This window comes from uncultured Ferrovibrio sp. (assembly GCF_937960835.1).
In the GTDB taxonomy this organism is placed as follows: Bacteria; Pseudomonadota; Alphaproteobacteria; order Ferrovibrionales; family Ferrovibrionaceae; genus Ferrovibrio.
Genome location: NZ_CALGPC010000005.1, coordinates 1 through 15,788, shown reverse-complemented (window position 1 = coordinate 15,788; position 15,788 = coordinate 1). Strand labels below are relative to the sequence as shown.

The window sequence follows — 15,788 nt, the reverse complement described above, 5'->3', positions numbered from 1 at the left end:
TCAGCGGCCGCCGCGCAGTTCCACGATGGGCTTCGACATCACGGCTTCCTGATCCCAGGGAAACAGGATCCAGGTATCCTGGCTGACTTCGGTGATGAAGGTATCGACCATTGGCCGGCCGGCCGGCTTGGCGTAAATAGTGGCGAAATGCGCCTTGGGCAGCAGTTTGCGCACCGCCTTCGCGGTGACGCCGGTATCGACCAGATCGTCAACGATCAGCCAGCCTTCGCCCTGATCGGCCATTGCTGCATCGGCAGATTTCAGGATCTTCACCTCGCTGCCGCGCGACAGTCCGTCATAGGTAGAGCAGGAGATCGTCTCGATCATGCGCACTTCCAGTTCGCGCGCGACAATCGCCGCCGGCACCAGGCCGCCCCGGGTGATCGCCACGACGCCCTTGTAATGACCGTTGTCCAGAAGGCGCCAGGCCAACGCCTTGCAATGGCGATGCAGCTCTTCCCAGGAGACCGGAAAAAACTTGGTGAAGCCGTGGCTGTCGGTCATGCGGCAGTGTCCTTTTCCAGAATGGCTGCCGTCGCGGCCTGATAGGCCATGATCGGCTGTCGAATATGGTCGGGGATGTTCACCGATTTCATGCGGCTGTGGTCGACGATGCAGGAGACCAGCTCGGCCTCGAAGCAAAGCTCGCCGGCCTCGTTCCGGCCGCGCATGGCATAGGTGATGGTCGAGCGGCCTAGCCGCAGCACCAAAACTTCGATGGTGAAGGGCTGGCCGAACTGAATGGGTTTGCGGAAGTCCAGCTTGGTGCTGACGCTGGGCGACCCCAAACCATAACGCTTGTTGAGCTGAAACCAGTCGACCCCGACCACGTCAGCGAAAAAGCTTTCTGCGGCTTCCAGCACCCAGTCGAGGAAACGGGGCGTATAGACAATCCCGGCTGGATCGCATTCACCCCATTTGACGATGCGCCGGACGATATAAGGATTCGGCAGGGTCGACATGACCGGTTTATACGGGGGCGCCCTGCAAAAAAGAAGGGGCGCCGTGGGGGGAGCAGGCGCCCCTTAAGGTAATTCCCAGGGTGAAAAACGCTTTTGGGAGGAAACTTGGGGAATCAGGCCCGGACGTATTCGAAGTCGATGGGCTTGTTGTTGATGCCGCGGGCCGGCGGCGCGATCCAGTTGGCAAATTTCCCGATCTCGGTCACCGGGTGCATAAGGCTGATCACATAGGCCCGGTCGGCATCGGTGGGCAGCCATTCGTGCTGGCGGGCATCCCATTCGGCCTGGCTGATAACCTTGCCCTCGGGAGTGACATGCACGTCGGCAAACTGGCCGATCTGGCGGTGGAAGGCGCGATGCGGCAGCTTCAGTTCGAAGTCGATCCCGTAGCGCTTGAAAATCTGGTTCCATCGCATCACGCCGCGCGCGCAATCCGTCACGTAATCATCGCGCAGCCGCTCGTTCAGTGCAGGCAGCGCGGGTTCCTCGCTGTCGACAATAGTGTCGCCGCGCAGCTGCAGCACCTTGTAGGCGGCATCGGTCAGCTTGTGATCGTCATCGATGCGGGTTTCCTCGAAGCGGCCCTTGAGACCCATCGTGTAGTAATTCGCCGCGTTGGTGGAAATCTCCGATCCGAACAGATCGAGCGACACCGAGAAATGGAAGTTGAGATACTTCTGAATGGTCGGCAGATCGATCACGCCATGCTTGCGCACGTCGTCGGTCTTGAAGTCGCGCATGACTTCGCAGGTGCGCTGAATGACGCGGCCGATACCGGTCTCGCCGACGAACATGTGATGCGCTTCTTCCGTCAGCATGAAGCGGCAGGTGCGCGACAGCGGATCGAAGCCGCTTTCCGCCAGTGAGGCGAGCTGGAACTTGCCGTCGCGGTCGGTGAAGAAGGTGAACATGAAGAAGCTGAGCCAGTCCGGCGTCGCCTCGTTGAAGGCGCCCAGGATGCGGGGCTTGTCGCTGTCGCCCGAACGGCGCTGCAGCAGGGCTTCGGCTTCCTCGCGGCCATCGCGGCCGAAATGGGCATCCAGCAGATACACCATCGCCCAGAGATGCCGGCCTTCCTCGACATTGACCTGGAACAGATTGCGCAGGTCATAGAGGGACGGGCAGGTCTGGCCCAGCAGGCGCTGCTGCTCAACTGAGGCCGGTTCGGTATCGCCCTGGGTGACGATCAGGCGGCGCAGCACGCCGCGATATTCGCCGGGCACTTCCTGCCATGCGGCCTCGCCCTTGTGATCGCCGAAGTTGATCTTCCGGTCCTTCTCGGGCTCAGCCAGGAAGATGCCCCAGCGGTAGTCGGGCATCTTCACGTAGTCGAAATGCGCCCAGCCCTGGGAATCCACGCTGACGGCAGTGCGCAGATAGACCTCGCGAGCCTGAAAGCCTGCCGGGCCCATGTCATTCCACCATTCCAGGAATTTCGGCTGCCATTCTTCCAGCGCGCGCTGCAGGCGGCGGTTATCCGAGAGATTGACGTTATTTGGAATCCGCGAATTGTAGTCGATCGCCATTCTCAGACCCTCCTGCGGTCATAGGCAGCCCGTTGACCGGTGCCATATTGTTTGAGCGCACCCTGATCGCCGACAGCGTTGGGGCGCTGGAAAATCCAGTTCTGCCAGGCGGTGAGACGGCCGAAGATCTTGGTCTCCATCGTCTCGGGGCCGCCGAAGCGCAGCGATGCCTCCATGCCGGTGAGCGCATCAGGCGAGAAGGCGGCGCGTTCCTCGATGGCGATGCGCACCTCGTCATCCCAGTCGATGTCGTCAGGAGTGAAGGTGACGAGGCCGGCTTCATCGGCGGCTTTGGCATCGAGAACTTCGCCGATCCTGGCTTTCAGATCCTCGACATGCGTGGGGTTGTCTAGGTTGCGGCTGGCAAGGCGGCTCAATCCGTTCGCCATGGGGTAGGCGCCGAAATTGAGCGGAGTGAGGCGCAAGGTGGCGGGCGGACGGTTATCGCCCTCGAAAGTGCCGTCCAGCATGTAGGAACGGTCAGATGCCAGCGCGAGTTCGAGCAGCGTGCCGGTAAAGCAGGAGCCGGGTTCGATCAGCGCGAAGATGGAGCGCGACGAGACGTCGATACGCTTGAACACGCGCTTCAGGAACAGGCGGATTTCGCGCACCAGCCAATGCGACTTGTTTTGCTCCAGGACAGCGTCATAGGCAGCGACCAGATCGGCATCGCCATGGGTGCGGAAAATCCACAGCCCGATGGTTTCTTCATTGGTGCGCAGATGCAGGATCAGGTCGTCCAGTTCGCGCGCCAGCGCCAGCGACCAGAACTTGTCGCCTTGCGCCTGGATGCCTTCAGCATCGGCCGGCGGCGGAGCCTTCGGGCCGGCGATGGTGATCTCAGCCACACCCTTGACGCGGTCCAGCTTGGCTTCGACCGAACTATAGGCGATGCGGTCGCCCTCGATCTTGCGCTCCAGCCTGGTCAGCGTGATGCCCTTGGCATTCGCCGGGCGATCCGACTTGGCGGCGAAATCCTCTGCGCGAGCGCGGGCCACTTCTGACAGCTTGGTGCGCGGCACGACTTCGTCGACCAGCCGCCAGTCGACGGCGCGCTTGCCCTTGATGCCTTCCTCGATGGTGCAGAAGAAGTCTGCACGGTCGCGGCGTACCAGACGCTTGTCGACCAGACGGGTAAGGCCGCCGGTGCCGGGCAGAACGGCGAGGAGGGGGACTTCCGGCAGCGAGACGGCGGTGTTGCCGTCATCGGCCATGACGATGTAGTCAGCGGCTAGCGCCAGTTCGTAGCCGCCGCCCGCGCAGGGACCATTCACCGCGGCGATATAGGTCTGCTTGGACTCGGCGGTCGCTTCTTCGATCCCATTGCGGGTCTCGTTGGTGAATTTGCAGAAATTCACCTTCCAGCCATGGGCCGATTGGCTGAGCATGCGGATATTCGCACCCGCGCAGAAGACGCGTTCCTTGGCCGAGGTGATGATGACGGCGCGGATCTCCGGATGTTCGAACCGCAGGCGCTGGATCGCGTCATGCAGTTCGATATCGACGCCGAGATCGTAGGAATTGAGTTTCAGCTCATAGCCGGGGCGGAGACCGCCATCCTCCTTGACGTCCATTGCCAGCGTGGCAACCGGCCCATCGAAACTGAGCTTCCAATGCTTATACTGGCTTGGCTCGGTGCGGAAATCGACCGGCAGATCGACTAGCGCTGCACCGTTCTGCTGGCTCTGGGCCATGGACAACCTCCCTATTATGGAGGTGCATTATAATACATATTATCGGGGCGACAAGAAATATCTTGCAGTTTATTCCGCAGCGTCCTGAGCCAGCCAGGAGGGGTGGTTGCGCAGCGCGGCGATGAGTTCGGTGCTGGCCTGTTCAACTGTTTTGCCGGCTGTATCGAAGATCATGTCGGCGCGGGCATACAGGGCCTCGCGCTGGGCCAGAATCCGCTTGAGATCTGCCATGGCTTCCGAATGTCCCGCAATCGGACGCAGGTCGCCCTGAGCGACCACGCGGCCCATATGCTCCTCCGGTTGAGCCTTCAGCCAGATCGTAAAGCAATGACTCAGAAGGTGAGCGTAGGTCGACGGCTCTGACGGCAGACTGCCGCCGGTGGCGATTACCTTCGGCGCCGGGTCGGCGGTCACGCGTTCCAGCGCCCGGCGTTCAAAACGGCGATAGGCGGCTTGGCCGTAGAGATCGAAAATCTCGTTCAGGCTGATACCTGCTTCGGCCTCAATTTCCTTGGCCATTTCAATGAATTGCAGGCCGAAGCTCCCGGCGAGCTTCTGCCCCAGCGTGGTCTTGCCGGCGCCACGCAAGCCGATCAAGGCGATATGGCGTTTAACACTGGAGGCGATGCCGAACCGGTCGCGGATGAACGTCTGCAGTTCCTGCAGTTGCTGCGGCGTCAGGTCTTCCACCTGGCGAAGCAGCAGGGCTTGGTCGACAGTCAGCGGGGCGCGGTCGCCAAGGAATTCAGTGATCGACAGATCCATGGCCCGAGCGATCTGCCGCAACAATAGGATCGAGATGTTGCCCGCGCCGCTTTCGAGCTGCGCGATGTAGCGTTCGGAAACACCGGAATCCTTGGCGAGAATTTTGCGGCTCATGCCGCGTCGGGCGCGGGCGTTGCGAACACGCTCTCCCACCGCCTGGAGGAAGGCGGCATCGTCTGCATTCTGCTTGTCCCGGCTGTCGCTCATATTATGCACTATAATGCAAATTCCGCTGGAGCACTAGCATATCATGCGTTATAGTTCGGACCCACTACTGTTTGGGAGAAGCAGGATGCAGATTTCCATTCTTGTCGGCACCATGACCGGAACCGCCGAGCTTGTTGCCGGCGATGTGAAGAAGGCCCTCGAAGACAAGGGGCACGCGGTCGAGATCCTGCTGATGGACAATCTGAAGGCCGACGTCTTTCAGCGCCCGGGCGCCTTCCTGATCTGCACCTCCACCTACGGCCAGGGCGACGTGCCGGACAATGCGCGGGATTTCCTCGCCGATCTGCAAGCGGCCAAGCCGGATCTGACGGGCAAGCTGGTCGGCATCATCGGCCTGGGAGACAGCACCTACCAGGACACCTTCAATCATGGCGGCCAGCATTTCGAAACCATTCTGACCGAGCTGAACGCGACCCTGGTGGGCGAGCGGCTGCAGCATAACGCCTCGGGCGGCAGCCTGCCGGAAGAGGAGGGCGTTGCCTGGGCGCTGGAATGGATTGAGCAGGTCGCTCCGCTCGCCAAAGCCGCCTAGGCCGGTCGGCCACGTAAGAAGCGGCGCATAAAAAATGGGAGGAAACGATGCCGCGCTTTCTGGAGCTGCCGCGGCGGTATAACGCCGCCAGCCATTTCATCGACCGTCATATCGCCGAAGGGCGCGGCGACAAGATCGCCTTCATCGACGACAAGGGCAGTTACACTTATGCCGAGCTTGCCGCGCGCGTGAACCGCGCCGGCAATCTCCTCAAGGCACAGGGGGTGCAGCCGGAACAGCGCGTGATGCTGGCCCTGCTCGATGGCATCGACTTCCCGGCCATGTTCTTTGGCGCGATGAAGATCGGCGCCGTGCCGGTACCGGTCAATACGCTGCTTACCACCAAGGATTACGACTTCTTCCTGCGCGACAGTCGCGCTGTGCTGCTGGTCGTTTCGGACGCATTGATGGAGAAATTCCGTCCGATCGTCTCCGACCAGCCTTATTTGGAGAAGGTGCTGATCTCGGGTCAGGTGCCGCCAACGGTGACGCCGCTGCCCAAATTGCTTGCCGAGCAGTCCGATCAGCTTGAGGCCGCCGCGACCACGCCGGACGATATCGGTTTCTGGCTCTATTCTTCCGGCTCCACCGGATCGCCGAAAGGAGCCATGCACCTGCATGGCGACCTCATCCATACTGCTGTGCTGTATGGCCAGGAAGTTCTGGGGATCGTAGAAAACGACGTCGTCTTCTCGGCGGCGAAGCTGTTCTTCGCCTATGGCCTCGGCAATGCCATGACCTTTCCGCTGCACGCCGGGGCCACTGCTGTGCTGATGGCAGAACGGCCCACGCCGGCTGCGGTGATGCAGCGCCTGAAGCAGCATCAGGCGACCATCTTCTACGGCGTGCCGACACTGTATGCCGGGATCTTGGCCGATCAGACCATCACCAAGGAAAGCGGCTCGGCCAAGCTGCGCCGCTGTGTTTCGGCTGGTGAGGCGCTGCCGGAAGAGATCGGCAAGCGCTGGGAGAAAACCTTCGGCGTACCGATCCTCGACGGCATCGGCTCGACTGAGATGCTGCATATCTTTCTGTCCAACCGGCCCGATGACATCCGCTATGGCACGACCGGCGTTGCGGTGCCCGGTTACGACCTGAAGATCGTCAATGAAAACGGCCAGGAGGTCGAGCAGGGCGAGATCGGCGAATTGCTGGTCTCCGGTCCGTCCAGCGCCGTGGCCTATTGGAACAACCGCGCCAAAAGCCTTGCCACCTTCCAGGGACCGTGGACGCGCACTGGCGACAAATACCTGCAGACCAAGGAGGGCTATTACATCTATGCCGGGCGCTCGGACGACATGCTGAAAGTGAGCGGCATCTGGGTATCGCCTTTCGAAGTCGAGTCTGCCTTGCAAGCACATCCGAAAGTGCTGGAAGTGGCGGTGGTAGGCCATGCCGACAATGACGATCTGATCAAGCCCAAAGCCTTTGTCGTGCTGAAGGATGGCGTCGGCGCGACGGATGCGCTGGTCGGCGAATTGCAGAGCTTCGTCAAGGACCGTCTCGCGCCGTACAAGTATCCGCGTTGGATCGAATTCGTCAGCGAGCTGCCGAAGACGGCAACCGGGAAGATCCAGCGCTTCAAACTGAGAGCCCAAGCGTAACAAAAGCAGACATAACGGCGTGGCGACATTGCAGCATGTGAACTTGCCCGGTGGCCGGGTGGAATATCGCTGGATCGGCCAGAAGCAATCCGTGCTGCGCGATGTCGATCAGCCAGTGTTGGTCTTTCTTCACGAAGGATTGGGCTGCATTGCGCTTTGGAAGGAATTCCCCGATCAGGTAGCGGAGGTGACAGGCTTGCCGGCGCTGGTTTATAGCCGCGTCGGCTATGGCGGCTCCGATCCCTGTGTGTTGCCGCGACCGCTCACCTACATGCATGACGAGGCCAAGATAGAGTTGCCGGCTTTGTTGTCCGCGCTGGGGATCGGCCGGCATATCCTGATCGGCCATTCGGATGGCGCATCCATCTCGCTGATCTATGCTGGATCGGGTGCCCGTGAGGGATTGCTGGGCCTGGCCGTACTGGCGCCGCATAGTTTTTGCGAAGACATTTCCATCAAGTCAATACAAGCGGCCCATCGCGCCTATGAAGAGACGGACTTGCGCAGCCGCCTGGCGAAATACCATGGGGACAATGTCGATTACGCCTTTCGCGGCTGGTGCGATGCCTGGCTCACCCGGGAATTCCGGCACTGGAATATCGAGGAGTATGTGAAGCGTATTACAGCGCCCGTCTTGGTGATCCAGGGCGAGGATGATGAATATGGCACGGCTGCGCAGGTGGATTTCATCGCGCAGCAGGCAGGGGGCAGGGTGGAGACGCAGTTGCTGCCGTGTTGCGGCCATAGCCCGCACCGCGACCAGCCCGATGTGACCCGCGATGCCCTGAAGAGTTTTATCCGCAAGCTGACGAGTTTTTGAGCCGTTCCAGAAAAATCTGAGACTGCCTCTCACTTGCTGGTGTCCGACGCCAGTGGTAGGGTTTGCGCGACTGCAAGTCACTCGCATATACAAATTCTAGGAGCGGATCATGCCGAAAGGGCTGTTCGATCACCTTGTTTCGCGCCGCGCGCTTGCCATAGGAGCTTTGCTGGGCTTGGCTTCAATGGCGCTGCCTGGCGCGGCTGCGGCACAGGACGTCCTGAACATCTACTCGTCACGCCACTACGATACTGACGAAGCGCTGTACGAGAATTTCACCAAGTCGACCGGCATCAAGATCAACCGCCTGGAAGCGGGCGAGGATCAGCTGCTGCAGCGCATGCGCGCCGAAGGCGACAAGAGCCCGGCCGACGTGCTGATCACCGTCGATGCCGGCCGCCTGTGGCGCGCGCAGGAGATGGGATTGCTGCAGCCGATCAAGTCGGCGGCCCTGGAGAAGGCTATTCCGGCGCATCTGCGTGAGCCGGACGGTCATTGGTTCGGTTTTTCCAAGCGCGCCCGTATCATTGTCGTCCATAAGGACAAGGTGAAGTCGGGCGAGATCACCCGCTATGAGGATCTGGCCGATCCGAAGTGGAAGGGCCGGGTGCTGATCCGCTCGTCGACCAATGTTTACAACCAGTCCCTGGTCGGCTCGATGATCGCGACGCTTGGGCCTGAGGCCACCGAGGTTTGGGCCAAGGCGGTGGTCGCCAACATGGCGCGCGCGCCGAAAGGCGGCGATACCGATCAGATCAAGGCGGTCGCCGCGGGCGAGGGCGATGTGGCGGTGTCGAACACCTATTACTTCGCGCGCCTGCTCGGTTCGAAGAAGCCGGAAGATAATGCCGTGGTGGCGAACCTCGCCGTCATCTTCCCCAACCAGGGCGACCGCGGCACCCACGTGAATATCAGCGGCGCTGGCGTGGCCAAGTATTCGCCGAACAAGGCCAATGCCATCAAGTTCCTGGAGTATCTGGCGTCGAAGGAAGCGCAGGAATACTTCGCCAAGGGGAATTACGAATTCCCGGTGGTGGCCGGCGTGCCGCTGCATCCGATCATTCAAAGCTGGTCCGAGTTCAAGGAGGATCAGTTGAATGCGGCCGTGTTCGGCAAGAACAACGAGGCCGCGCTCAAGCTGATGGATCGCGCCGGCTGGAAGTAAATTCCGCCGATTTCAGATGCGAAGGGCGGGGAAAACCCCGCCCTTTTTGTTTAGATACTCATTCAACAGTTCAGGCCTTCTGGGCCAGTGCCATGAAGAAGTCCACCGGTTTTCCCATCTCCAGACGTCCAGGAACCACCTCCAGACGCAGGATGTTGAAGCCTGCATCTTCCAGCGACGACCTGACATAAGCCTCGTCATGCTGGTAACGGCCAGCCGCTCCCAGGCGATAGCCTTCAACGGGCGCGCCGCCCTGCATGGCCTCAACCGTGAAGCCGAAGATGCCCTGGGGCGCCGTTTTGTCGGCAATCGCTACAAAACTCGGCGCCAGCGCACCGAAATAGCAGAAGACGTCCGCCGCAATGGTCAGATCGTAGCGATCCGGGGTTTGCGCCAGAAACGTGTTCAGTTCCGCCTCATGCAAGGCATCATACAAACCGCGCTCGCGGGCCCTGGCCAGCATGCCACCGCTCAGATCTACACCCGTCAGCTTGCGTGCGGCCGGCTTGAGGTAGGGAGCGCACAATCCGGTGCCGCAGCCCGCATCGAGAATGGCAATATCGCGGCGCCCGATTGCTTCCAGTGCGGCATTGCTGAGAGTTTCAGGGATGCGGTAGTTCAGCCTCTCCAGCGTCTCGTCGAAATCCTGCGAGAAGCGGTCGAAGGTCTCGCGCACGTAATGATCGCCAGCACGCTCGGGCATGCCCTCGCCGAGGATGGCGGCGGTCATATGCTGGGCGACGGGATGATTGGGGCTGACCTGGCGCCATTGCCTCGCGAATTCTTGGGCCTTCGCGAGTTCGCCAGCGCGGATCAGTCCATAGAGCAATTCGCTCGTGTGGTAATTCAAAGCAGTATCGTCCGGCGCTACCGCCAAGGCGCTGATCGCGACGCCAGCGCCTTCGGCAAAGCGGCCGAGCTTGTTCAGCGACAGCGTCAGGTTGCGCAGCGCATGGATATGCGAGGGCGCACGCTCGAGTGCCGCGAGGGAAACCTCGATGGCGGCGAGGTGGTCTTCCTTGCTGGCGAGCAGCGCGCCGAGATTGGTGTAGGCGTCGGCGTGATTGGGTTCCAATGCGATCGCCTGCCGGTAGGCCGCTTCGGCATCCTCAAGGCGGTTGAGGTCACGATAAGCATTGCCAAGGCTGAAATAGGCCTGTGCATAGGAAGGCTGCAATTCGATTGCCTTCTTGTAGCTGGCGATGGCACCTTCGAGATCGCCGCTTTGCCGCAGACCGATGCCAAGATTGAAATGCAGCAGCGGATTCCGCGGTTGATGCTTCAGCCCGTCACGATAGGTATCGAGGGCCTGACTGGTGCGCCCGTTGCGCAGATACAGATTGCCGAGCAGCACATAGCCATCGGGAATATGCGGAATCAGTTGAATGGCGCGCTTGAAGGCTTGCGCGGCCGGCTTGAAGGCGTTGCGCTGAGCATGCACCTGTCCCAGTCCAAACCAGGCATCGGCACGTCTGGGTGAGCGTTTGACCAGATCCTCAAGCAGCTTTTGCGCGGCATCCATCTCACCGCGCGCCGCCATGGCGTTGGCCGCAGCGAGCGGGTCGCCGCTGACGCCGGCCTGCTGCAAAAGCGTGTCGCTCACTGAACCTGCCATCACATCATCCTGTTGCTGTTTCCGGGTGCTTATTCCCCGGGGCGCGAGCGCGCCACCGCTGCATGCAGCCAAATTACGGGAATGAGGCTGACGGCGACAATGATCAGGGCGCCAGTCGATGCTTCGCCCAAGCGTTCATCGCTGGCCAACTGATAGACGCGGACGGCCAGGGTGTCAAAGTCGAAGGGACGGACGATCAGAGTCGCCGGCAATTCCTTCAGAACATCGACGAAAATCAGCATGGCGGCGGTCAGCATGCTGCCCCGCAAAAGAGGTGCATGGATGCGGCGTACCACGCCCAAAGGCGTCTGGCCCAGCACCCGGGCGGCCTGATCCAGGCTGGGGCGGATGCGGTGCAGACCGCCATCGATGGTGTTAAAGCTGACCGCCAGGAAACGGACGAGATAGGCATAGAACAAGGCGATCAGGCTGCCGCTGAGCAGCAATCCCGGGGCAATGCCGAAGGTCGCCTGGGCCCAGTCGTTGAGCGCATGATCGAAGAAGGCCAGCGGCAGCAGTACGCCGATGGCGATCACCGAACCCGGCACCGCATAGCCCATGGTGGCAAGCTGGATCAGCCAGCTCATGCCGCGCGTCGGATTGAGGCGCTGCGCGTAGGCGAGGCCGAGCGCGACGGCGATCAGCAGCACGGCTGCGATTCCGGCCAGGAGGAAGCTGTTCGTGGTGAATTCGACTAGCCGCGCCAGGCCGAGCGAATCTCCCTGGTCGATGGCGAGATACAGAAGCCAGCCGCCCGGCAGGACAAAACCGATCAGCACCGGCAATGCACAAGCCAGGATGGCGAAAGCCGCAGCAACCGGAGGCAGAGGCCGCAACGGAAGCGGCCGGGTCCGCGCTGAGGTGTGATGGAAGCGCTTGGCTTGACGGCTGGCTCGCTCCAGCATGACCGCGGCGAGTACGAAGACCAGCAATACGGCGGCAAGTTGCGCGGCGGCGACGGCGTCGCCCATGCCGAACCATGTGCGATAGATCGCGGTCGTGAAGGTCGGCACGCCGAAATAGCTGACGGCACCGAATTCAGCCAAGGTTTCCATCAGCGCAAGGGCCACGCCGCCGGCAATCATCGGCCGGGCCAGGGGCAGCGCAATGCGCAGGAAACGCTGCCACGGTCCCAAGCCCAGCGTACGGCCGACTTCCAGTACGCAGACCGACTGGTCAAGGAAGGCCGCGCGTGCCAGCATGAAGACATAGGGGAAGAAGGCGAAGATGAGCAGGAAGACGGCGCCGCCAAGCGAGAGGACGTCCGGGAACCAATAATCGCCGCGTTCCCAGCCAAACAGCTGCCGTAGCCCGCTCTGAATTGGACCGGCATATTGCAGCAGGTCGCCATAGACGAAGGCCGTCACATAGCTGGGCATGGCCAGCGGCAGGAACAGCGCCCAAGCCAGCCAGCGCCGCCCGGGAAATTCGGTCATGGTCACCAGCCAGGCGCAGCCGGTGCCGATGATCATCGTGCCAAGGCCGACGCCGACCATCAGCACGATGGTGTTGTACAGCATCTCCGGCAGAACGGTGCTGATCAGATGCCGCCATAGCTCGCCTGCCGGATGGCTGAGATTGACCAGGATGGCGAAGACCGGCGCGGCAATGACAAGCGCGACGATGGCCGCCAGACTGATCCAGACGAGGCCTCGCCGGCGGCGCAGCACGGGCAGGTTGGATGAAGGCGCGGAAGAAACGATATCGGTCACAGCCCGCCCTGCTTAAGGCATTTGCAACCGAGTCGCAAATATCCCGGGGTGAATACGGGGGCAATACCGGGCGAATAGACGGCGGCACCGGGCTTTTCTATGCTGCGCCATCCGGAAAGGAGGGGGCGATGGGAGAGGCGGTCCGGTTTCCAGGCGGAGGTCCTAAACCGACAGACGCACAGCTTCGCTACCTGCGGCGCGGCCTGAAGCAGCCCGGCGGCAAACTGCCGCTTTTCGATGAGCACGGCCAGTTGATCAGTCATACGACGATCGTGTCCTGCATCAAGGCCGGCTGGGCAGAGCCGTGGTTTGAGAATCCCATCAAGCCGGACTGGCTGGTTTGCAAGCTGACGAAACGCGGCCGCGCCTTATTCGAGATTCCCGCGAGCAACTCATGAGTTCTGTTTTGGGTGGCCGCCTCGGGCTTGTCGCCATCCTGACAATTGCTAGCTTTACCGGTCTGGCCGAGCTGTCGGTTGCTGCGCCGACGGACCGGTTTTCCCGCCCTTTCCAAGCGCCGGTATCTCCGGTGCGTTCCATTGCCGATCTGTTGCGCGAAGCCGAGGCGGGCGATGCGCAGGCGCAGTTCGAAATCGGGCTGGCATATCAGCTTGGCCTTGGTGTCGGCCGGGACGTGGTGAAGGCGCGGCAATGGTACGAGCGCGCAGCGGAACGCGACCATCCGCGCGGGTTGCTGGGGCTGGGCTTCCTGCTGCTGCAAGGACAGGGCGGTCCGCAGGATTTCGTTCGCGCCGAGCAGGTGCTGCAGCGTGCGGCTGACAAGGGCGAGGCGACGGCGCTCGCAAATTTGGCCGAAGTCTCGCTTGAATTGCGGCCGGATCAGCCGCAGCAGGCCATCGCCCTGCTGGAACAGGCTGTCGCTGCGGGGGCGATGAATGCGCGTTACCGGCTCGGCCGGTTCCTGATGGAAGGCGTGCTGGCGCCGGCGGACCCGGCGCGCGGTCTGCGGCTGCTGCGCGATGCAGCCTCGAACGGTGTGCCTTATGCCCAGGCCTATCTCGCCTATATCTTCAGCCTTGAAACCGCTTCGGCGGACGAGCGCCGTGAAGGTCTGAAGATGGCGGAGCTGGCAGCTGAGGCTGGGCTGGCCGAAGGGCTCAACGAGCTTGGACGCTATCACGCCTTTGGTATCGGCATCCCGCGTGACCCGCATCGGGGCGCGCAGCTCTTTGCCCAAGCCGGCAGCCTTGGCGACCCGAATGGCTGGTACAATCTCGCGCTTCTGCATGGAGACGGCGCGCTTGGCAGCGCCAATGAAGCGGAAGCACGCCGGCTCGCGCTGCTTGCCGCGCAGACCGGGCATACGCTGGCCAGCGCCATGGCGGGGCGGATGCTGTTCCGTGGAGAAGGCGGGCCGGCCGATCCAAGAGCGGCCTTGCCCTTTCTGCAACGTGCGGCAGAAGCCGGCGACAATTCGTCTCGCAATTACCTGGCGCTGATCCTGTTCAATGGCTCAGGCGGCGTGCAGCCCGATACGTCGGCGGCGATGGACCTCTGGGAGAAGGCCGCGCTTGAGGGGCATGGCCCGTCGACCAACAATTTCACCATGTATCTAGCCGAGGGCCGTGGCCGCCCAGCCGATCCTGCTCGTGCGGCCAAGCTGCTGGCGGCTCAGGCCGAGCAGGGCTATGCCCCGGCGCAATTCCGCTGGGCCTTGTGGCTGGAGCAGGGATGGGCAGGTATTCCGCAGAACCTGTCCGCGGCGCTGACCTGGTTCCGGCGCGCAGCCGAAAACGGCCATGCCGCAGCGGCGTTCAAATATGCCAGCTATGTCGAGGCGGGGGAGGGAATACCGGCCGATCAGGCGGAGGCCTTCCGGTGGTATAAAGTCGGGGCCGAGCGCGGCAACCCAGCCGCCCAGTTTCAGGTGGCGCGCATTCTGTTCAGCGGCGACGGCGTGCCAGCCGATCAGGCGGCGGGACTTCTCTGGCTTGAGCGGTCCGCCCGCCAGGGCTATGCCGAAGCGCTTTATGTCCTTGGCGATCTGACCTTCCGGGGCGAGGGGCGTCCGGCCGATCCGCTCGCGGCCTGGGCCTATTTCCGCCTGGCAGAGGGATTTGGGCTACGGGAGGCCGCAGCCAACCGCCGGCATGTGGAGGCGCAGCTTCTGCCCATCGAGCGCAGTCAGGCCGTTAACATTGCCGAGCAAATTGCAGAGACGATCCGCAAAGAAAAGGATGACGAATGACCGCGCTAACGATCGCCGCCTTGGCCTGGATGTTGCTGCATGTCGTGGTGGCGGGGCCATTGCGGTCCCCGCTAGTCCAGCGCCTGGGGCTGAACGCCTACCGTGGGTTGTTCTCAGTCCTGAGCGCTATTTCGCTCATCGCCCTGATCTGGACCTATGCCAGGGCCCCCTATGTCGAGTTCTGGCCGACCACTTCTGCCCTTGCTGTCGTCCCCATCGTGGTTATGCCGGTCGCTTTGTTGTTCCTGGTCGGCAGCCTGAGGGCTAGTAATCCCACCATGGCGGGGCCCGACATGGTGCTGAAGGGAGAGCTGCCGGTGATCGGCTTCACCAAGATTACCCGCCACCCGATGCTCTGGGCCTTCAGCCTCTGGGCCATCTCTCACATCATTGCCAACGGTGATCTGGCCACCTGGCTGCTGGCCGCCGCAGTGCTGATTACCTCGCTGAACGGCATGCGCTCCATAGATCGGAAGCGGGCGCGCTTATTTGGTGAGGAATGGGAAGAGTTTAAAAGTAAAACTTCAATTATTCCTTTCGCAGCAGTGGCGGCGGGGCGAGTGCGGCTTGGCTTCGGCGATATCGGATGGCTGAATATTCTTTTTGCAGCAGCCCTTTACGCAATTTTCCTGTGGGCGCATGCAACTTTATTTGGTGTGCCGGCTTATTATCCATAATTATGTGATATCAATATCTTAATATATATTCTTAAATAGAAGATTTAAAGCATGGCTCGGCGCCCGGCCGGACGGTTTATAGCCTGGTTTCATCCCGACCGCGGTGGCAATCCCGCCGGGCTTCAGGAGCAGCTTTATGGCGCCATCCGACGGGCCGTTCTGGCTGGCGAGCTGGGTCCTGGGGAACGGCTGCCGTCCAGCCCCGAATTATATACTTGACTGAACAACCGCAGTCCTATAAGTTCCTGTTCAGGAGCTAAAGCCATGACTGACCTTTCT

Annotated in this window: 14 protein-coding genes; 7 read left to right on the top strand and 7 right to left on the bottom strand. The window is 61.6% G+C overall.

From position 1 onward, the window contains the following. The 5 genes from gpt to Q0603_RS04165 all read right to left on the bottom strand — a co-directional run bounded on the left by gpt (position 1) and on the right by Q0603_RS04165 (position 5,154). Positions 1–504: a xanthine phosphoribosyltransferase gene (gene gpt / locus Q0603_RS04185; RefSeq protein WP_298722536.1), complete on the bottom strand. Its 504-nt coding sequence runs from the start codon at positions 502–504 to the stop codon at positions 1–3. Beyond that, on the bottom strand, positions 501–962 hold the full coding sequence (locus tag Q0603_RS04180) for a thioesterase family protein (RefSeq protein WP_298722533.1): 462 nt from the start codon (positions 960–962) through the stop codon (positions 501–503). The genes gpt and Q0603_RS04180 overlap by 4 nt, the downstream gene beginning before the upstream one ends. Before the next feature lie 113 nt (positions 963–1,075). Further along, positions 1,076–2,488: a benzoyl-CoA 2,3-epoxidase subunit BoxB gene (gene boxB, locus Q0603_RS04175; RefSeq protein WP_298722530.1), complete on the bottom strand. Its 1,413-nt coding sequence runs from the start codon at positions 2,486–2,488 to the stop codon at positions 1,076–1,078. A gap of 2 nt (positions 2,489–2,490) precedes the next feature. Continuing rightward, positions 2,491–4,182 (bottom strand): 2,3-epoxybenzoyl-CoA dihydrolase, encoded by a 1,692-nt coding sequence (gene boxC / locus Q0603_RS04170; RefSeq protein WP_298722528.1) that lies wholly within the window; start codon positions 4,180–4,182, stop codon positions 2,491–2,493. A gap of 69 nt (positions 4,183–4,251) precedes the next feature. Then, a complete protein-coding gene (locus Q0603_RS04165) occupies positions 4,252–5,154 on the bottom strand; it encodes a helix-turn-helix transcriptional regulator (protein WP_298722525.1) in 903 nt (300 codons plus the stop codon). Between the two features lie 85 nt (positions 5,155–5,239). On the opposite strand from Q0603_RS04165, the gene Q0603_RS04160 reads away from it, so the two are divergent. The 4 genes from Q0603_RS04160 to Q0603_RS04145 all read left to right on the top strand — a co-directional run bounded on the left by Q0603_RS04160 (position 5,240) and on the right by Q0603_RS04145 (position 9,296). After that, positions 5,240–5,707, top strand: coding sequence for a flavodoxin domain-containing protein (locus Q0603_RS04160; protein ID WP_298722522.1), 468 nt, complete (start codon positions 5,240–5,242; stop codon positions 5,705–5,707). A 47-nt stretch (positions 5,708–5,754) separates the two neighbouring features. After that, a complete protein-coding gene (locus tag Q0603_RS04155) occupies positions 5,755–7,311 on the top strand; it encodes a benzoate-CoA ligase family protein (RefSeq protein WP_298722519.1) in 1,557 nt (518 codons plus the stop codon). Between the two features lie 19 nt (positions 7,312–7,330). Next, complete coding sequence (locus Q0603_RS04150) at positions 7,331–8,131, top strand: alpha/beta hydrolase (protein WP_298722516.1); 801 nt, start codon at positions 7,331–7,333, stop codon at positions 8,129–8,131. Between the two features lie 109 nt (positions 8,132–8,240). Further along, entirely contained in the window at positions 8,241–9,296 is a 1,056-nt protein-coding gene (locus Q0603_RS04145) for a Fe(3+) ABC transporter substrate-binding protein (RefSeq protein ID WP_298722513.1), read from the top strand. A 70-nt stretch (positions 9,297–9,366) separates the two neighbouring features. On the opposite strand, the gene Q0603_RS04140 is transcribed toward Q0603_RS04145, so the two are convergent. Further along, positions 9,367–10,911 (bottom strand): tetratricopeptide repeat protein, encoded by a 1,545-nt coding sequence (locus Q0603_RS04140; RefSeq protein WP_298722510.1) that lies wholly within the window; start codon positions 10,909–10,911, stop codon positions 9,367–9,369. A gap of 29 nt (positions 10,912–10,940) precedes the next feature. Next, a complete protein-coding gene (locus Q0603_RS04135; protein WP_298722509.1) occupies positions 10,941–12,623 on the bottom strand; it encodes an iron ABC transporter permease in 1,683 nt (560 codons plus the stop codon). Between the two features lie 128 nt (positions 12,624–12,751). On the opposite strand from Q0603_RS04135, the gene Q0603_RS04130 reads away from it, so the two are divergent. From Q0603_RS04130 to Q0603_RS04120, 3 genes are read left to right on the top strand one after another with little or no spacing between them, the layout of a single operon-like run. After that, the gene (locus Q0603_RS04130; RefSeq protein WP_298722507.1) at positions 12,752–13,021 is read left to right on the top strand and encodes a hypothetical protein; all 270 of its coding nucleotides are present in this window, start codon (positions 12,752–12,754) and stop codon (positions 13,019–13,021) included. Further along, positions 13,018–14,832: a tetratricopeptide repeat protein gene (locus Q0603_RS04125; RefSeq protein ID WP_298722505.1), complete on the top strand. Its 1,815-nt coding sequence runs from the start codon at positions 13,018–13,020 to the stop codon at positions 14,830–14,832. Before Q0603_RS04130 ends, Q0603_RS04125 begins: the two co-directional genes overlap by 4 nt. Further along, positions 14,829–15,509: an NnrU family protein gene (locus Q0603_RS04120; RefSeq protein WP_298722502.1), complete on the top strand. Its 681-nt coding sequence runs from the start codon at positions 14,829–14,831 to the stop codon at positions 15,507–15,509. The genes Q0603_RS04125 and Q0603_RS04120 overlap by 4 nt, the downstream gene beginning before the upstream one ends. Positions 15,510–15,788: the final 279 nt, after the last annotated feature.